18 protein-coding genes and 1 tRNA gene are annotated in these 18,352 nt (G+C 38.0%); 13 read left to right on the forward strand and 6 right to left on the reverse strand.

The annotated features are described in order from the left end of the window. Positions 1–407 precede the first annotated feature (407 nt). The 6 genes from F3G86_RS08185 to aspS all read right to left on the reverse strand — a co-directional run bounded on the left by F3G86_RS08185 (position 408) and on the right by aspS (position 5,670). The gene (locus F3G86_RS08185) at positions 408–1,661 is read right to left on the reverse strand and encodes a tyrosine-type recombinase/integrase (protein ID WP_149723576.1); all 1,254 of its coding nucleotides are present in this window, start codon (positions 1,659–1,661) and stop codon (positions 408–410) included. A 193-nt stretch (positions 1,662–1,854) separates the two neighbouring features. Further along, positions 1,855–1,931 (reverse strand) — tRNA-Ile (locus F3G86_RS08190). A gap of 123 nt (positions 1,932–2,054) precedes the next feature. Beyond that, positions 2,055–2,573: an inorganic diphosphatase gene (gene ppa, locus F3G86_RS08195; RefSeq protein WP_149723577.1), complete on the reverse strand. Its 519-nt coding sequence runs from the start codon at positions 2,571–2,573 to the stop codon at positions 2,055–2,057. A gap of 69 nt (positions 2,574–2,642) precedes the next feature. Beyond that, positions 2,643–2,978: a NirD/YgiW/YdeI family stress tolerance protein gene (locus F3G86_RS08200; RefSeq protein ID WP_149723578.1), complete on the reverse strand. Its 336-nt coding sequence runs from the start codon at positions 2,976–2,978 to the stop codon at positions 2,643–2,645. 110 nt (positions 2,979–3,088) lie between these two features. Next, positions 3,089–3,658: an adenylate kinase gene (locus tag F3G86_RS08205; RefSeq protein WP_004317610.1), complete on the reverse strand. Its 570-nt coding sequence runs from the start codon at positions 3,656–3,658 to the stop codon at positions 3,089–3,091. Positions 3,659–3,912: 254 nt separating this feature from the next. Next, entirely contained in the window at positions 3,913–5,670 is a 1,758-nt protein-coding gene (gene aspS / locus F3G86_RS08210; RefSeq protein ID WP_012140086.1) for an aspartate--tRNA ligase, read from the reverse strand. A gap of 92 nt (positions 5,671–5,762) precedes the next feature. Here aspS and F3G86_RS08215 point away from each other — a divergent pair, with 92 nt between their 5' ends. From F3G86_RS08215 to mrdA, 13 genes are all read left to right on the forward strand, one after another. After that, positions 5,763–6,638 (forward strand): NAD(+) kinase, encoded by an 876-nt coding sequence (locus F3G86_RS08215; RefSeq protein WP_149723579.1) that lies wholly within the window; start codon positions 5,763–5,765, stop codon positions 6,636–6,638. Next, positions 6,631–8,151, forward strand: coding sequence for an AAA family ATPase (locus F3G86_RS08220; RefSeq protein WP_188116447.1), 1,521 nt, complete (start codon positions 6,631–6,633; stop codon positions 8,149–8,151). The genes F3G86_RS08215 and F3G86_RS08220 overlap by 8 nt, the downstream gene beginning before the upstream one ends. A gap of 88 nt (positions 8,152–8,239) precedes the next feature. Next, positions 8,240–9,496, forward strand: a complete 1,257-nt coding sequence (locus F3G86_RS08225; RefSeq protein ID WP_103612025.1) for a diguanylate cyclase — start codon at positions 8,240–8,242, stop codon at positions 9,494–9,496. Further along, positions 9,493–10,278: a TatD family hydrolase gene (locus F3G86_RS08230; RefSeq protein ID WP_103635317.1), complete on the forward strand. Its 786-nt coding sequence runs from the start codon at positions 9,493–9,495 to the stop codon at positions 10,276–10,278. The genes F3G86_RS08225 and F3G86_RS08230 overlap by 4 nt, the downstream gene beginning before the upstream one ends. A gap of 65 nt (positions 10,279–10,343) precedes the next feature. Beyond that, entirely contained in the window at positions 10,344–11,555 is a 1,212-nt protein-coding gene (locus tag F3G86_RS08235) for a lytic transglycosylase domain-containing protein (RefSeq protein WP_103617655.1), read from the forward strand. Beyond that, on the forward strand, positions 11,542–12,402 hold the full coding sequence (locus F3G86_RS08240; protein ID WP_107945912.1) for a septal ring lytic transglycosylase RlpA family protein: 861 nt from the start codon (positions 11,542–11,544) through the stop codon (positions 12,400–12,402). Before F3G86_RS08235 ends, F3G86_RS08240 begins: the two co-directional genes overlap by 14 nt. 15 nt (positions 12,403–12,417) lie before the next feature. Further along, entirely contained in the window at positions 12,418–12,993 is a 576-nt protein-coding gene (gene hisB, locus F3G86_RS08245) for an imidazoleglycerol-phosphate dehydratase HisB (RefSeq protein WP_181000097.1), read from the forward strand. Beyond that, a complete protein-coding gene (locus tag F3G86_RS08250; RefSeq protein ID WP_004317467.1) occupies positions 12,990–13,478 on the forward strand; it encodes a KdsC family phosphatase in 489 nt (162 codons plus the stop codon). Before hisB ends, F3G86_RS08250 begins: the two co-directional genes overlap by 4 nt. Continuing rightward, positions 13,469–13,996, forward strand: a complete 528-nt coding sequence (gene lptC / locus F3G86_RS08255; protein ID WP_021086384.1) for an LPS export ABC transporter periplasmic protein LptC — start codon at positions 13,469–13,471, stop codon at positions 13,994–13,996. Before F3G86_RS08250 ends, lptC begins: the two co-directional genes overlap by 10 nt. Further along, positions 13,969–14,445 carry a lipopolysaccharide transport periplasmic protein LptA gene (gene lptA / locus F3G86_RS08260; RefSeq protein ID WP_149723580.1) on the forward strand — a complete coding sequence of 159 codons (477 nt, stop codon included), beginning with the start codon at positions 13,969–13,971 and terminating at the stop codon, positions 14,443–14,445. The genes lptC and lptA overlap by 28 nt, the downstream gene beginning before the upstream one ends. After that, positions 14,442–15,053: a ribosome biogenesis GTP-binding protein YihA/YsxC gene (gene yihA, locus F3G86_RS08265; protein ID WP_004317590.1), complete on the forward strand. Its 612-nt coding sequence runs from the start codon at positions 14,442–14,444 to the stop codon at positions 15,051–15,053. The genes lptA and yihA overlap by 4 nt, the downstream gene beginning before the upstream one ends. 1 nt (position 15,054) lies before the next feature. Beyond that, positions 15,055–15,546: a hypothetical protein gene (locus tag F3G86_RS08270; protein ID WP_149723581.1), complete on the forward strand. Its 492-nt coding sequence runs from the start codon at positions 15,055–15,057 to the stop codon at positions 15,544–15,546. Further along, a complete protein-coding gene (gene mrdA, locus F3G86_RS08275; protein WP_149723582.1) occupies positions 15,543–17,363 on the forward strand; it encodes a penicillin-binding protein 2 in 1,821 nt (606 codons plus the stop codon). Before F3G86_RS08270 ends, mrdA begins: the two co-directional genes overlap by 4 nt. Positions 17,364–18,352 lie beyond the last annotated feature (989 nt).

Here is an 18,352-nt window from a genome sequence, read left to right on the forward strand (position 1 = left end):
CTAAAAATAGACTTTTTTAAGTTAAAAAACCAGTAAAAAACCGAAAGATATTTTTATATTCTTAAGAGATTTTAGATAAAAATACCTCTTTTTAAACAAAAAATGGTCTTAAAATAGGTTTTTTACCTTAAATAAAAACATGAATTTTTACTTTTTTAATGCCTTAAAATATCGTTATTACCGAGCTTGGAAACGATTTAAGTTTTCTCATACACGCGCTGAAAAAGTTAAAAAACCGAAAAAAATAGCTATGCAAATGGCTATTTAAAGGGCTTTATCGGTTTTTTAAGCTGTATTAAAAAACCAGTAAAAAACCGATGAAATAGCATTAAAAAAACGATATAAATTTTTAAAAAACCGAACCTTTTACTGATGCTTTATATCGTATGACTTTAAGATATTAACTTTTAAACAAATTGAACTAGATTGTTTAGGTAATCTGCATACCATTGCATTAAAATTCTATTTTGATCAATAGTTGCTGTCTGTCTTTCGTAGGCATATTTAACTGCATTGCTTTCTGTGTGCGCTAGAGCATTTTCTATTGTTTTTTCGCTTATGCCCAATTGTGTCAGATCCGTAAGATGTAAAGAGCAAATTGTTTTAAACGTGGCTCTAAAACCATGAGCAGAAGCTTTAGAATTATATTTTTCTCTGCCACCTATATTTCTTATGGCATTACTAATGCTATCTCTGTTAATATGACCTGTTTTTGTAAGAGACGGAAATACAAAATTACTTTCTAATGGTGTATATTGTTTTTGCTCTAGTAAAACTGATAAAGCTTGCTTTGAGAGTGTTATTTGGTGTGCATGCCTCATTTTCATTTGGATAGGCGGAATAGTCCAAATTCCTTTTTTAAGATCTATATCTTTCCATTCAGCACTTACGGTGTTAATGGGACGATTAACGCATAAAATTTGGAGCATTACGGCTCTTTTGACTTGTAGATCTAATTTGCTGTCATTTCGTAAATCAGTCAAAAACTCCTTTAACTCATTTTCATCTGTAATAGCTGGGTATCTTGTGTCGATGCCATTTCTAAGGCTAAAGCTGTTGGAAGTTGGAAATTCATCGTGTAAAGCCTTACAAGGGTTATAATCTATATATCTATCTTTAATGGCATTTTCATATAGCGAATTTAGCGTATTTATAATTCTGTGTATAGTCTCAAGTCTTGATTTCTTTGGATTATATGGATTAAATAATGGTGTTAATATGGTTTTTAGATCATTAAAATTTATATCTTTAATATCAACATTACCAAATTTAGGCAAGATGTATTTTTTTATCCTAGATTTAATTTTATCTATATAAACCTTGTCTAGCTGGTCTATTTTCTCTTTTTTGTCAATATATCTATCAAATAGCTCTGAAATTCGATATTTATCTTTGGATCTTACAAAACCACTTTCAAATTTTCTTATAATTTCTATCGCATCTCTTCTTGCCTCAGCAACTGAGTAAATTCCCTCCCTAAACTCTTTCAATTTAAAATGTGTAGTGTTTTTATGTTGTATAAAAAATGTTTTCATACCACTTGGATACACTTTTATATAAAGTTCTTTTGGGTTGCCCACAGCCTTTTTATATACTTTATTGGCTGGCAACATTGCCCTTATATCTTTATCAAACAAATTTGCGGTAGAAACTCTTGGCATCTTTTACTCCTTTTTTAAAAGTTACCTTTATGCAGTAAGAATTACCTTATATGTAACTAGAATTATCTGGAAGTAATTGTATATAAAAAAGAAGTAAAAAGAATTAGATAGCTACTTTTAGCCCATGAAATCGGAATTATAAAGAATTAAAAAGAATTAAAAAGAAGTATAAGGAATTATAAAAAACATAAAATGGTGGGTTCACCAGGACTCGAACCTGGGACCATCCGGTTATGAGCCGGATGCTCTAACCAACTGAGCTATGAACCCACAGTTGAAAGAAAATCGTATTATACAAGAAAAAGCTTATCTAAATATAAAAATAGCCTTTTTTATGTGCCGTATAAAACGGATAAATTTAAAAAGAAAAAGCCCTAAAATAGGGCTTATAGATTATTTATAATTTTTAATAGCAGCGTCTAAAATTTCTTTTGCAGCGTTTGCATCTTTAAATTCTTTCACCTTAACCCATTTGTTTGGCTCGAGAATTTTATAAGTTTCAAAGAAATTTTTGATCTTATTTAGTGTCGCAGTTGGCAAGTCATCGTAGCTTTTTATCGCTTCATATCTTGGATCGATCTTTGTAACTGGCACAGCTAAAAGCTTCTCATCCATACCTGCTTCATCCTCCATCACCAAAACGCCTATCAAGCGGCAAGGGATGACGCTACCAGCTTGGAGTGGATACTCGTTTAGTACCAAAATATCAGCTGGATCTCCGTCAGCTGCTAGTGTGTTTGGCACAAAGCCGTAGTTTGCTGGGTAGAACATAGCTGAGTAAAGCACGCGATCAACTACGACTGCACCGCTATCTTTGTCGATCTCGTATTTGATATTTGAGCCATAAGGTATTTCGATTACGGCATTGATTTTGTCTGGGTTTGAGCCAAATTTGATCTTTGAAACGTCCATATATTTGTCCTTTTTATTAGAAATTTTCGTGATTTTAGTATTTTTTGCATTAAATACTCGTAAATTTAACTACTTTACAACCTCTACGCTATCTACGTCGATCTTCGTTTTTGTAAGGTCTTTATCCACTTCACCTCTTATCCTTAAAAGCGTATCTTCGTTGGCTGTTACATTGCCCCATTTTTTGTTGTCGATCTCAACTACGATAACGTCGCCATTTTTATCAACAAATTCATATTTGTCTGATTTGATGTGTGACTTTATCTTGCCCTCAAGTACGACTTTTGCGTCGTCATTTAGTTTTAAAGCCTCTTTTACGCTTATCGTCTCGCTTGAGTGTTTTGATGCGAAGCCTCCAGCCATTGCGATGCTAGCAGCTAGTGAAGCGATAATGATTTTTTTCATTTTTATCCTTTTAAAATTGGTTGTGAAATTTTAAAAGGATATTACATTTTTGGTGTTAATAAATGGTAAGTTTTAAAACCTTGCACCTTTTTGATGCAAGGTCTGTAAATTTATATAAGTTTAGCTAGTAAATTTTTGATGTCAGCTACGATCTCGTCGATGCCACGCTCGCCATTTACAACGTGAAGTAGCTCTTTTTCGCTGTAAAATTTGCGGATAGGTTTGATCGGATCAAGATATACTTTCATGCGGTTGTTAAAGACTTCGTTGTTATCATCAGCGCCTCTTGCACGGCCAAGCACTCTAGCTCTTGCCACATCTTCGCTAACATCCACTTCTATGACACCTTTTAGAGAAATTTCATCTTGCTCGCTTAAGACTTTGTCAAGCTCGGTCATTTGCTCAACGCTTCTTGGATAGCCGTCGATTATGATATTTGATTTATTTGAGCTTTTGATGGCTGATACGATCGCATTTACGACGACGTCAAGTGGGACTAAATTTCCTTTTGAGATAAAGCCGTCTATCAGTTTGCCAAGCTCGCTACCACTTGCGACTTCAGCTCTTAAAAGATCGCCAGTTGAAAAGTGTGCAAATTTCTCATCATGCTGTGCGATGATCGATGCGTCTGTTGTTTTGCCGCTGCCTGGAGCGCCGATGATTAAAAATAAATTTTTCATTTTTTCCCTTTTATTGCCTTTGTCTTTTGAGCGCTTTTTGCGGAGCTAGTAAAATTTAGCTTGATGAACCAAGTGTTCTATCTGTGCAAAATTTTACGTCGCAACCACAAAAATCATCTCAAACTACTTAGGCAAGTTTTGATTTAATTAGCCGCCAAGTTGGAGGCATCTTTTTATAAATTTAAATTTAGGATGGAATTTTGTCTAAGAAAAATATTTAAAGACAAAATTCCATCTCTTTTTAAAGGCAAATTTTAAGCCTTTTGCTCTTTTTCTCTTATCCTTAGTCCTAGCTCCCTAAGCTGCTCGTTACTAGCGTAGCTTGGCGCCTTTGTGAGTGGGCACTGAGCGCGCTGTGTTTTAGGGAAGGCTATGACGTCACGGATCGAGCTTGCTTTATTTACAAGCATATTTAGCCTGTCAAAGCCGATCGCGATACCGCCATGTGGAGGCGCACCAAATGTCAAAGCATCAAGCAAGAAGCCAAATTTCTCACGCTGTTCGGCTTCATCTATGCCAAGAAGCTTAAAGACCTTTTGTTGGATGTCATTTTTGTGAATTCTTATACTTCCGCCACCAAGCTCAAAGCCGTTTAAGACGACGTCGTGAGCGATAGATAGGATGTCTTCAAGATCAGGCTCGTCTATATTTTTTGGCATAGTAAATGGATGGTGCATCGCAGAGTAGCTGCCATCGTCATTTTGCTCAAACATTGGGAAGTCAAGCACCCATAAAAACTCAAGTCTGTCTTGATCGATAATACCCATTTGTTCTGCTAGGAAAATTCTAAATCTTCCCATATAATCAAGCACGATCTTTTTCTTGCCAGCACCAAAGAATACTACGTCGCCAACTTTTAGCTCACATCTTGAGACGATCTCGTCAAGATCGCTTTGCTCGAAAAATTTACAAAGTGGGCCTTTTAAACCATCTTCTTTCATCTGGAAGTAGCCAAGACCTTGTGCGCCAAATTTACGTACAAATTCTTCAAATCTATTCATCTCGCGCTTACTAAATATATTGTCACCATTTGGTACTTTTAGCGCTTTTATGCGGTTTTTCTTCTTATCTTTTGCGATAGAGCTAAAAATTTCGTTGCTTGAGCGCTCAAAAATATCGATCACATCGATCATTTTTAGATCATATCTAAGATCAGGCTTGTCTGAGCCGTAAGTCTCGGTCGCCTCTTTGTAGCTCATGCGTCTAAATGGCGTTTTGATGTCGTGCCCGCAGGCTTTAAAGATATCTTTTAGCATCGTCTCAGCCATATTTATGATATCTTCTTGCTCAACAAAGCTCATTTCGATATCTATTTGAGTAAATTCTGGTTGGCGATCAGCCCTTAAGTCCTCGTCACGGAAGCATTTTGCTATCTGAAAATACTTATCAAAGCCAGAACACATCAAAAGTTGTTTAAATAGCTGCGGGCTTTGTGGGAGTGCGTAAAACTGACCTGGATATACGCGGCTTGGCACTAGGTAGTCTCTTGCGCCTTCTGGAGTTGCACGTGTTAAAACTGGAGTTTCAAACTCGATAAAGCCCATTTTATCTAGGCTGTTTCTAGCTGCTATCGCCGCACGAGAGCGCATTTTAAAGATATTTTGCAAGCGCTCGCTTCTTAGGTCTAAAAAGCGGTATTTTAGCCTGATATCCTCATTTACGCTCTCATCGCCTATCATAAATGGCAGTGGCTCGCTTGGATTTTCGATGATGAGCTCGCTTACTATCACCTCTATCTCACCAGTTTTTAGCTTTGGATTGGTTAGTCCTTCGCCTCTGGCTCTTACTTTACCTTTTGCTTTTAAGACATATTCATCTCTTACTTTTGCAGCCACGTCGTGTGCTTCTTTGCTATCAGCAGGGTCACAGACTAATTGTATAAGCCCGCTAACGTCTCTTAAGTCGATGAAAACAACGCCACCGTGGTCTCTATATGTGTTTGCCCAGCCACAAAGTATTACTTCTTTGCCGATATCAGCTTTGCTAAGATCGGTGCAATAATGACTTCGCATAAAATGCTCCTTTGCAATGTTTTTTAGGCAATTATAATCGCTTTTTTCTTTTGAAAAGCTTTGTTAAAATAAAATATGTTACAATCATTTCTATGAAAAATGAACAAAAATTTAATACCACAAGCGCCAAAAAAGTGGGACTTATCGCGAAAGATTATCCATTATTTAAGCAGGATTTAGCAAAGCTAGAAAAAATTTTAAAAAAGTATAACGCAGAAATTTTGCTTGAAAAAAACTGTGCAAAACAGGTAGAAAAAAGTGGCTTTGAGCTTGTAAAACTAGCCAAAGAGTGCGAATTTCTTATCACGCTTGGAGGTGACGGCACGATCATCTCAACTTGCAGAAAGCTAGCTCACGTCTCGCCACTAATCCTAGGCATACACGCTGGCAGGCTAGGCTTTTTGACAGATATCACTATAAATGAGAGTGAGAAGTTTTTTAAAGACTTTTTTGATGATAAATTTGAGGTAGAAACGCCTTTTATGCTTGATGTCACACTTCATAAAAATGATGGCAAAACCGAGCAAAAGATAGCATTTAACGACGCAGTCATCGTTAGTAAAAATGGCGGCTCGATGACGCATATCGAGGCACTTTTAAATGAAAAGTATTTTAACTCATATTTTGGCGACGGCGTCATAGTGGCAACTCCAGCAGGAACCACGGCATATAACATGAGTGCAAATGGCCCTATCATCTATCCGCTAAGCGAGGTCTTTGCGCTAACTCCCATCTGTTCGCACTCGCTCACGCAGCGCCCAGTCGTGCTTACGAAAAATCACACGGTCAAATTTAGAACAAATAGCGACGCCATTTTGGTTATAGACGGACAAGACCGCTTTGATATGAGTAAAATTTCAGCCGTTAGCATGAGTCTGAGCGATAAAAAAGCGAGGCTGATACGTCATATCGGTAGGGATTATTTTCAAATTTTAAAAGAGAAACTTCACTGGGGTTATAATGATTGATCGAATTTTGATTAAGGATTATCTAAATTTTAAAAATGTCGAGCTAAATTTCAAAGAGGGTCTTAGCGTATTTACGGGCGTTAGCGGTGCTGGTAAATCGGTGCTGATGAGTGCCATAATGGCTGTTTTTGGGCTAAAAGATAGCGAGGCAAGGCTGATAGAAGCTGACGTAGAACACAAATTTGAGCTTGATGAGTTTGGCATAGAAAACGAAGAGGTCAATATTTTCAAACTTTTAAAAGATAAGAGCACGAGATATTTTATAAACCAACAAGCCATCTCAAAGAAAAATTTAGCCCAAGTGGCGCGCGAGCACATCAAATATCTCTCGGCAAAAGAGGCAAATGAATTTGAAAATGAGAAATTTCTAAATTTGCTTGACAGGCTTGAAATTTCAAAAAATGAGAAATTTAAAGAGATAAAACAAGAATTTGAGGAGGCGTTTTTGGAATTTTCTAAAATTTCAAAAGAGCTAGCCACTATAAAAGAGGAAGAGAAAAAGGTCGAGGAGCTAAAGGAGCTTGCTAGCTTTGAGATCGAGAAGATAAGAAGCGTCGGGCCTAAAAAAGGCGAGTTTGAAGAGCTTATGGAGACTAAAAAAAGGCTTAGTAAAAAAGATAAGATAAATGAAGCGTGGGCTAGGGCTGAGCGGATATTTGAGCTAGAGCACAGCGTAAATGAGGCGCTAAGCATCAGCGACCTTGACAACGGCTTTTTTGAAGATGCGATGAACGAGCTAAGGGTCGCAAGAGATAGCCTAAATATGGAGGAGCTTGACGATATCGATGTGGAGAGCGTGCTTGATAGGATAGAAGCTCTTAATGCCATCATTAGGCGCTATGGCAGCGAAGAAGAGGCGTTAGAAGCGCTTGATAAAAAGGAAAAAGAGCTTGCCAGATATGAAAATTTAAGCTTTGAAAAGAGCGAGCTTGAGAAGAAATTTGAAATTTTAAGCAAAAAGGCAAATGAGCTAGCCAGCACTTTGAGCAAGGCAAGGAGCGTAAATTTAAAAGAGCTTGAGGCGATGATAAATTTATACCTAAGAGAGCTTTATATGCCAGATATTACGCTGAGTATTGAGGCTAAAAAACTTGATATTTTAGGTGCTGATGAAATTTGTCTAAATTTAAATGAGACTTCGCTTAAAAATTTAAGCTCAGGCGAGCTAAACCGCTTAAGGCTGGCCTTCATAGCTGCCTCTAGTGAGATCACAAAAACGGGCGGAGATGTCATAATTTTAGACGAAATAGATGCAAATTTAAGCGGAAAAGAGGCGATGAGTATCGCAAATGTCTTGCTTAAGCTTGCAAATTTTTATCAAATTTTTGCCATTTCGCACCAGCCGCAGCTTAGCTCAAAAGCAAATTCGCACTTTTTAGTAGAGCGCGACGGCGAGAGCTCAGTCGTAAGAGAGCTTGACAAAGAGGAGCGTGTAAATGAGCTTGCGCGTATGATAAGTGGCGAGCACATCAGCGAAGAGGCGATAAATTTCGCAAAAGGACTTTTAAAATAGCTTGAAATTTAAGTTTTAAATTTAAGCTTTGTGATTAGGTTTATTTGTTAAAATCCGAGCTAGTTTAATAAAAAATCACAGGAATAATATGGAAAGAATTCTAGTAGTTGATGATAATAAGGCACTTGCTAAGCTAATCGTCATGCAGATGGAAAAGAGCATTGAGGATATGGCGATCGACGTTGCGTACGATTTTGCCGAAGCCCAGATGCTAATTAGCGAGCACGGCAAAGATTATTTTATGACTATCTTGGATCTAAATTTACCTGACGCACCAAATGGTGAGATCGTTGATTATGTCCTTGCTCAAGGGCTCTGTGCTATCGTTTTAACTGGTAGCATCGATGATAAGACGAAAGAATTTTTTATAAACAAAGACATAGTTGATTACGTCTATAAGGGCAACATGGATGATATCAACTACATCTTTCAAATGATAAACAGACTAAGCAAAAATAGACAATACAAAGTTCTAGTCGTTGAGGACTCACTGCCTTTTAGAAATATGATAAAAAAAATCTTAACTAGTCTTCAGTTTAAGGTCTTGGCAGCAGCTCATGGCGAAGAGGCGATGAGCTATTTTGCAGATAATCCTGATATAAATTTAATCATAACTGACTATAGAATGCCTGTTAAAGATGGTTTAGAGGTCTTAAAAGAGGTTAGAAAAGAGAAAGATAAAAACCACCTTGGTGTGATCGTCATGACATCTCCTAGCGAAAAGACTGATGCTTCGATATTTTTAAAAAATGGAGCTAGCGACTTTATAGCAAAGCCATTTTCAAAAGAAGAGCTCATTTGCCGTGTAAATAACACCATTGAGGCGATGGAAAATATAAATAAGATAGCAAATTTTGCCAACCGCGACTTTTTAACTGGCGCTTACAATAGAAGATTTTTCTATCAAGATATAGAAGAGTACGTCCAAGCAGCTGAAGAGCTTGATGAGCCTTATGCATTTGCTATGCTTGATATAGATCACTTTAAAAAGATAAATGACACATACGGACACGATGGTGGCGACAAGATACTAAAATCACTCGCAAAGATACTAACTGACAACACAAAAGGAAGAGATGTGGTCGCTAGGTTTGGTGGCGAGGAATTTTGTGTTGTTCTTAAAAAGATAGCAAAAGAGGAGGCGATTAAATTTTTTGTAAATTTAAGAGCAAAAGTGGCTGAAAATGAGGTAATCATAAAAGATAAGATCATAAGAGTGACCGTTTCTATTGGCATATCTTTTGGAAAAGGTCACTGTGAGATAGATGATATGCTCGAAGCTTGCGACTCGGCGCTTTATGTTGCAAAAGAAAATGGTAGAAATAGGGTAGAAATAGCTTTATGATTATAGATACGCATTGCCATTTGGATAGTAAAGTTTATGATTTTGACCTAGAGCAAATTTTATCTGAAGCCAGAAATTTAGGGCTAAAAGGCTTTATTATCCCTGGAGCTGATATTAATGATTTACCAAAAGCGGCTAAAATAGCGCACGAAAAAAATGATATTTTCTTTGCCGTTGGAGTTCATCCATACGATAAAGAGAATTTTGATATAGAGACTTTAAGAGAATTTGCCAAAGATAAAAAGTGCGTGGCTATCGGTGAATGTGGGCTTGACTACTACCGCTTGCCAAAAGATGAAGAAGAAAAGCTAAGAGAAAAAGAAGATCAAAAACGTGTTTTTCTAGCTCAACTAAATTTGGCAGTTGAGTTAAAAAAACCCGTTATCCTCCACATCAGAGAGGCTAATGAGGACTCTTTTAACATCTTAAAAGAGTATGCGCCAAAGCTTGAAGCTGGAGCGGTTTTGCATTGTTATAATGCCTCGCCACTTCTTTTGGAGCTTTGTAAATTTGGGAATTTTTACTTTGGCATAGGTGGCGTTTTGACATTTAAAAACGCTAAGAATTTAGTTGAAATTCTGCCAAAAATTCCTTTTGATAGGGTATTGATAGAGACTGACGCCCCTTATCTCACGCCAGAACCAAATCGTGGCAAGAGAAATGAGCCGGCGTTTACGACATTTGTTGCTAAAAAGATAGCTGAAATTTTAAACCTTGAATTTGAAGTAGTTTGTAAAACGACTTCAGATAATGCCAAAAGGTTATTTAAGTGCTTTGCCTAAATTTTGGGCATTGTGCTTGCTTAAGATGCTAGCATCATTAAGCTTTGACACGAAAAAGGATAGAAATGAAAGCAATGCTTAAGATATTTTTACTATTCGCATGTAGCACCTTGCTACTAGCAAACGCTCCTGAGAAGAGCTCTTATGACACTCAGGTTAAAATTTTAAAGGAGCTAGACATCGATGCTAGCTTTATGAAAACTTCTCACTATGCAAAGATGAGACAAGGCATACAAAACTCACAGGTAAGAACATTTACAGATGCCTTGAAAAATGGCTATATGTATATACCAATGATAAAAGAGCAGATCAAAAAATCAGGCGTGCCTGAGTCGTTTTTCTATCTAGCGATGATAGAGTCAGGCTTTTCAAATCACACTGTTTCAAATGCTAAAGCTACTGGTATGTGGCAGTTTATGGAGCAAACAGCAAAAATTCATGGCCTAAAAGTAGGGCAATACACCGATGAGAGAAAAGATCCAGTCGAATCAACTGTCGCAGCTACAAACTATCTAAGATCACTTAAAAATCAATTTGGCAAATGGTACTTGGCAGCAATGGCATATAACTGCGGCGATGGTGCATTAAAAAAAGCTATACAAAAAGCTGGTACAGACGATCTTGTAACACTTCTTGATGCTGAGAAAAAATACCTTCCAGCTGAGACTAGAAATTTCATCATTAAAATTTTAAGAGCGGCATATATAGCAAAAGATGCGGACTTTTTGATATCTAAAGAGTCATCTTTGCTAAACATAAATGGGGGATTAAGACTTACGAAAGTAAAAGTGCCAGGCGGTACAAATTTAGCTCAGATAGGCGATAGCATCGGTCTTAGCACAAAAAAGATGAAAAGCAATAACCCACATTTAAAATTTGTATTTACACCTCCAACTTTAAAAGATTATTACGTTTATATCCCTGAAAATAAAAAGCAGCTTTTCTCTGAAAATTTCAAACCATTTAATGGCAAAAACAACTTCTATGCCTACACAGTTAAAAAGGGTGAGACGCTACTTTCTATCTCTAAAAAAACTGGCGTTAGCCACAGAGCGATCAAGGACTACAACGAGCTTAGCACAAACGCTGTAAGCTATAATCAAAAACTAATAATCCCTTTTTCTACTCAAAACAAATCTCACAACTACGTAGTTCAAACAGGCGATACTATCGCATCTTTATCAAAGAAATTTAATGTAAGTGAAAAAGATATAAAAGATGCAAATTCTTTGGCTAGTTCAAATTTAAATGTCGGAGCAAATATTGTCATACCGTAAGAGCCTAAATTTCTACTTAGGACTAAGTTTTACACTTCTAATCACTGGTTGTTCTTGGAGCGGGGCTCCATTTACTCCAAGTGGCCCAACTAATGTAAGAGGCAATAACTCCGCCTCAGTTCAAAAAGCAACAATGAGACCATACACGATAAATGGCAAAACATACTATCCGACAGTCGTAAGCGTCGGCGATAAAGCTAGCGGAACGGCAAGCTGGTATGGTCCAAATTTTCACGGCAAAACGACCTCAAATGGCGAAGTTTATAATATGTACAATATGACTGCGGCGCATAAGACTTTGCCGATGAATACAATACTTAAAGTAACAAATTTAAGAAATCAAAAAAGTGTTATCGTGCGTGTAAATGACAGAGGACCTTTTGTAGCGGATAGAGTGCTTGACCTTTCAAAAGCAGCTGCGATAAAGCTTGATGTCATCGGCACCGGCACAGCTCCAGTTAGTATGGAGGTTATCGGCTTTAATGAAGACATTAACGCTGTTACAACTGCTAGCGCGCAACCAACAAAACCAACAAGCACTGGCATAAAAGTGCCAAATCCAGTCTCTCCAACGGCCCCAGTTGGCGGCATCGTGATCTCATCAGAGCAACGCGTTGTGGGTGGAGATTTTATGGTACAAATTGGCTCGTTTAAAAACCTTGAAGGCGCAAACAGATACCAAAGAGAGCATAAAAGCATAGATGGCTATAGATCAGTTGTTAAGACATTTACGATAGATGGCTCAACCATTTATAGGGTATTTTTAAATGGCTTTAGAAGCGAGGACGAGGCTAGGGATTACGCAAGAAGCGGTAAATTCCAAGGTGCATTTATAGTAAGAGGTTAGGGCGTGAGAGAGGAAATTTTAGAACTAACTAGAAACACAAAAGAGACGCAAATTTCAATGAAGCTCAAAATTTACGGCTCTGGGGTTGCAAAGATAAGCACAGGCATAGGCTTTTTTGACCATATGCTTGAGGCATTTACAAAACACTCTTTGCTTGATCTTGAAATTTCATGCAAGGGTGACACGCATGTGGATTTTCACCACAGCGTCGAGGATGTAGGCATAGTTTTAGGGCAGCTTTTAAAAGAGGCTTTATATCCATTAAGTGGTGTTGAGAGGTTTGGCGAGGCGAGCGTTGTTATGGACGAGGCAGCTGTTTTTTGCGCGCTAGATCTTAGCAACAGAGCTTATCTTGTATATGAAAATTTTAATGAAAATGCCAAAGTTGGTGAGTTTGACACTGAGCTTGTGGAGGAGTTTTTTAGAGCAGTTGCTATAAATTCAGCCATCACTCTTCATCTAAATCAAATTCGTGGCAAAAATACTCATCACATCATCGAAGCAACATTTAAATCATTTGCCGTAGCACTCCGCAGAGCGCTTGCCAAAAACGCAAAGATCGGCACCCCAAGCACTAAGGGCGTTTTATGATAGAGATTATATTTTTAGACGTTGATGGGTGCCTCACTGATGGCAAGATCATCTACAATGCAAACGGTGAAGAGCTTAAATTTTTTGATGTAAAAGATGGATACGCGATAGAGAGCTGGCTAAAGCTTGGTAAGAAAGTGGCTATCATCACTGGCAGAAAGTCGGCTATCGTTGAGCGAAGAGCTGAGGATCTAAAGATAAATCACGTCTATCAAGGCGTTGGCGATAAATTTGAGGTAGCAAGTGAGATATTGAAATTTGAAGGACTTAGCTTCAAAAACGCAGCAGCTATCGGCGATGACTATAATGACTATAAAATTTTAGACGCAGTTGCATGGAGCTTTAAGCCAAAAGATGCCATTAAAGAGCTTGATGTAAAGACAAAGCTAAAGCACAAAGGTGGCAATGGCGCTGTTAGAGAGATGATCGAGATGATCATAAAATCAGAAAATTTATATGATGAGTGGTCTAAGCGTTGGTTGTAAAAATTTTCTACTTCGTCGTGGCTATTTTTAGTGCTGTGATGATATTTTTAGCGGCTCAAGACCCATACCTAGCAAACGTGCTAAAGGTTGATACTAAGATATCAAATATGCAGGTAAATGACGTGGTTGATTATGAGATAAACTCGACCAAAATAAGCGGAGTTTATGAGAGTGACGAGCTAAACAGATATAGCGACAGGGATGAATTTTTAGACTTTAAAGCGAGAATTTTAAGGGGAAATTTAAGACATTTTCTAAGCTCAGACAAGGCTATCTCGCAAAACGATGAGATAATCTTTCAAAAAAATGCAAACTATGAAAATAATGATAGTTTGAAATTTAAAAGCGATGAAGTTATATATAATACAAAGACAAAAATAGTAAGATCAGAAGCAAATTTCACCATCACTAGAAATGGCGACAAAGCATTAGGTGATAGTGGAAGCTACGATCTTGGTAAAAAACAAACGCAGATAAAAGGGTTAAGGGCATGGGTAGAAGAGAAACAGCGATTTTAGCGATGATTTTGGGCTTTACATTTTTAAATGCAGAGCAGGTTGAGATCACTTCAAACGATTTTTTTGCTGACGAAAACAAGCAGATCAGCGAATTTGTAGGCAATGTAAATATCAAAAAAGGTTCATACGATGAGCTAAAGGCAAACAAAGTCGTTGTGCATTTTGATAAAAAGCGCCAGCCAGTAAAATATGTAGCCACAGGCAACGCTAGAGTTAAAATTTTCATGAAAGATAAGCACTATGACGGCAAGGGCGATACGCTCACATATGAGCCAGCAAAGCAGATATACACAGTAACTGGCAATGGCTACTTGCACGAGGTAGAGACTGATAAAAATGTCTATGGCGACAAGATCGTGGTCAATCAAAAAGATGGCACATATAGCGTAAATAGCGACGAGAAAAAGCCGGTTAAATTTATCTTTCAGATCGAGGATAAAACCAAGTGATAAGAGCCTTGAGCGCTAAATTTATCACATCAAGCCCAAGCATAAAGGAGGCTCCAAGCTTTGTGACAAGCGAGGTGGTCTTTTTGGGTAGGTCAAATGTGGGTAAAAGTAGCCTCATAAATGCACTTGTAAATCAAAAAAATTTAGCCAAAAGCTCGTCTACGCCGGGCAAAACGCAGCTTATAAATTTCTTTGAGGCTGAGTTTTGTGAGGAAAAAGAAGAGAGCGAAAAAGAGAAATTTAAGCTCATCTTAGTCGATCTACCAGGCTTTGGCTACGCAAAAGTTGCAAAGTCAAAACACGACGAGTGGCGCAAAAATTTAGATGAGTTTTTGAAATTTAGAAGCGACATCAGACTTTTTATACATCTAATAGACGCTAGACATTTTGACCTAGACATCGACGTAAACGTGGATTCTTACCTAAAAAGCTTTTTAAGAGCTGATCAAAAAATTTTAAATTTATACACAAAAAGCGACAAGCTAAATCAAAGCCAAAAGAGTGCGATAATGAAATTTGATCCAAGTGGCATTTTGGTCTCGACACTCAGTAAAAGCGGCATAGACAAGGCACGGGAAGCTATCATAAACCACGCTCTTGGTAGGTAAAATGCAAACCATAAGCAGCTTAGACATTAAAATTTTTAAAGGCTTTTGGTGGGTCATTTTTTTGCTATCTTATGAGATCGCAACTACGCAGTTTGGTTTCTTGCCGCCACTCATTGGCATTTTTTTTACATATATGATTTTGGAGTATTCAAGAAAGCAAAAGCAGTATGATGAGTTTAAGCTTTCGTGGTATTTTTCGCTCATTTTCTTGGTCTTTGCCGAGCAAATTCATGGCTTTTATCTCTTCTCAACGATCATTGCATTTTTGCTATTTTACAACTTCGTGCTAGACTGGCTCTATACGACGATGAAGTGGCGAAACTGCCTGCTCATCATCTTTGTCGCCTCTGGCTATGTGCTAACTTTTCTTGTAAATAATCTTTTTGCCTACGTCTTAAACGAGCCAAATTTGACTTTTAGCGCAGAGTATCTATTTTTTATAGCGCTTGAAAGTGTGCTTGCTATCGTGCTTTTTAGGGACAAAGTGCTATGAGGATGCGTATAGTTTTTGGCGTGATCGCTCTTTTTTGGATCATGCTTTTGGGGCGGATTTACCACCTAAGTGTCAATTCAAATACTTATTACAACGAGATCGCCGAGCAAAATGCGATAAAAACTATCTACATCCCGCCAGTTAGAGGCATCATCTTTGATGCACACGACAAGCCTATGGCAGTCAATCGCCTTGGCTTTTCTATCTATGTAAAGCCGCATCTTAGCGCAAACAAAAAGGTGAAAATTTTAGATGATGAGCTAGCCTATATCGGCTCGCTATTTGGCGATCTAAACGTCACCAAGCTTAAAAATGAATATATTAAAAACGACTCAGCTTACAACCAAGATTTCATAAACGTGGTCGAATTTGTTGATTATGATAAATTTTTGCCATTTTTTGCACCCCTTTCTCTGCGTGAAAATTTAGAGATAAGACCCGCTTCAAAGCGCCACTATCCATACAACGACCTAGCCTCTCACATCATCGGCTACGTCGGCAGGGCAAACCAAAAAGATATGGAAAATGACCCCTTGACAAAGCTTACAAACTATATTGGCAGAAGTGGAGTAGAGCGCTTTTATAACCCGATCTTGCAAGGAATTCAAGGCTTTAAAAAGATCAAGGTAAATGCACTAAATGAGGAGATCGAGCAGGTGAGCTATCAAGCGCCACAAAGCCAAAACATAAAGCTTGCCGTCGATCTTGAGCTGCAGCAGTTTGTCGCTGACGTCTTTGGCAAAGATGCAGGAAGCGTCATAGTTATGAGCCTAAAAGATGGCGCTATCATCGCTGCTGGAAGCTTTCCAGAGTATGATCTAAACCCATTTGTGCTTGGTATCAGCCAGGCTGAGTGGGAGGAGCTTGTAAAAAACGTCGATCACCCATTTACAAATAAGCTGATAAACGGCCTTTATCCGCCAGGATCTGTCGTAAAAATGGGTATGGCGCTTGCTTTTTTGGATAATGGCATGAGTAAATATGATAGCTTTTTTTGTAGTGGCTCGTATGAGCTTGGAGGGCGTAAATTTCGCTGCTGGAACTCGCATGGTCACGGCACGGTTAATATGAACACGGCCATTAGAGAGAGCTGCGATGACTATTTTTACAAGGGTAGCCAAAAGATAGGCATAGACGCCATTGTGCCGATACTTGAGCGCATGGGCTTTGGTAGGAAAACGGAGATTGATTTGCCAAATGAATTTGTGGGGACTTTGCCAAGTAGGGAGTGGAAGATGAGGAAGTATGGCAAGGCGTGGTTTCAAGGCGAGACGCTCATCACTTCTATCGGACAGGGAAATTTCCTAGTCACGCCTATGCAGGTGGCTAAATACACAGCAGGCCTTGCAACTGGGCTAAATGTGACGCCACATTTTTTAAAGAGCATCGATGGTAAGGATGTTGATTTTACGCCAACAGATGATGCTTTTACGCCGTTTGAAAAGTCGCAGCTACCTGCCATTAGGCATGCAATGTATGAGGTGGCAAATCACCCAAGAGGTACGGCAAATAGGCACTTTGTGGGAAGTCTTGTAAAGGTTGCAGCAAAGACTGGAACAGCTCAGGTCGTTGGTATCTCGCAAACTGAAAAGAAACGTATGAAAGAGGAGGATATGGCGTATCTGCAAAGATCTCACGCGTGGATGACGACCTATGCGCCTTTTGAGGATCCACAATACGTCATAACGATGGTTGTCGAGCACGGCGGTCACGGTGGTAGCGCTGCTGGACCAAAAATCTCTCAAATTTATAACAAGCTAGTTGAAATGGGATATATAAAGCTAGATAAAGTCCAGACTGAGAAAGAGAAGAAATAGAATTTTTTGAGTATATAGAGACAAGCCCTAGGATCTTGAAGCTTATATGTAAATATGAGGAAGTTTTTGAGTATATTTTTTTTAAATTTTGATTTTCAAGCTACAAGCAGAATGTAATTCAAGTTTTTTATCCTTTTTTAACAAAAAAATATAAAGTTTGCAAATTTTTAAACTTTCATTCTTTCGCAAGAATTGACTACTAAAATTTGGCTTTGCTTGCAGCTTAGCTCAAATTTTAGAGCAAAAAATACCATTTAAAATTTGCTCGAATTTAACCAAAACCGTATACAGAGTTTTTGCACAGTTGCATGTCATCTTGAACGTGCCAGAGAAGAGGGATTGTTTAAGGAAGAAGGGAGCTTTTTTGTTTCGTGAGCTTCGTAACTACAAGCAGAGCGTAATTTAAGCCTTTTTGTCTCTTTTTTGATAATTTTATATCGCAAGTCAAATTTTAAAATCTTACTCACTCGCTTTAGCAGATTACTAAAATTTATGGCTCATAGTCACTAGACACTAAATTTAAAAGCATGATATGCTTGCTCATAAATTTTAAAATTTGTTTGAGTTTCTTGTTATAAACCGCATGCAGCGCTTTGGCGCCATTGCATGCACCTTGAACGTGCGAGGGGTTTTTACTTCAACTTCGTCTCGTAACTGCGAGCAGAGGAGGGATTAAAAAAAGGGGGATAAGGGGACGGCCTCGTAACTTGAGTCCCCTTGTCTCCCTTTTGGATAAAAGAGTTTATAAATTTAAAGTTGTGATTTCAAAAAATAGAAATTTGCTATTTTGCAAATTTTAAATTTTCATTCACTCGCAAGAATTGACTACTAAAATTTGGCTTCGCTTACCGCTTAGCTCAAATTTTAGAGCCTAAATTACCGCTCATGAAATTTTAAAATTTACTAGAAATTTTTGCGTTATATTGTTTAATTTATTAACTACTTATATGTGTCATATGGCGTTTTTTGGATTTTAGGATCGTTAAAAT

Origin of the sequence: Campylobacter concisus (assembly GCF_902460595.1) — a bacterium.
In the GTDB taxonomy this organism is placed as follows: domain Bacteria; phylum Campylobacterota; class Campylobacteria; order Campylobacterales; family Campylobacteraceae; genus Campylobacter_A; species Campylobacter_A concisus_BL.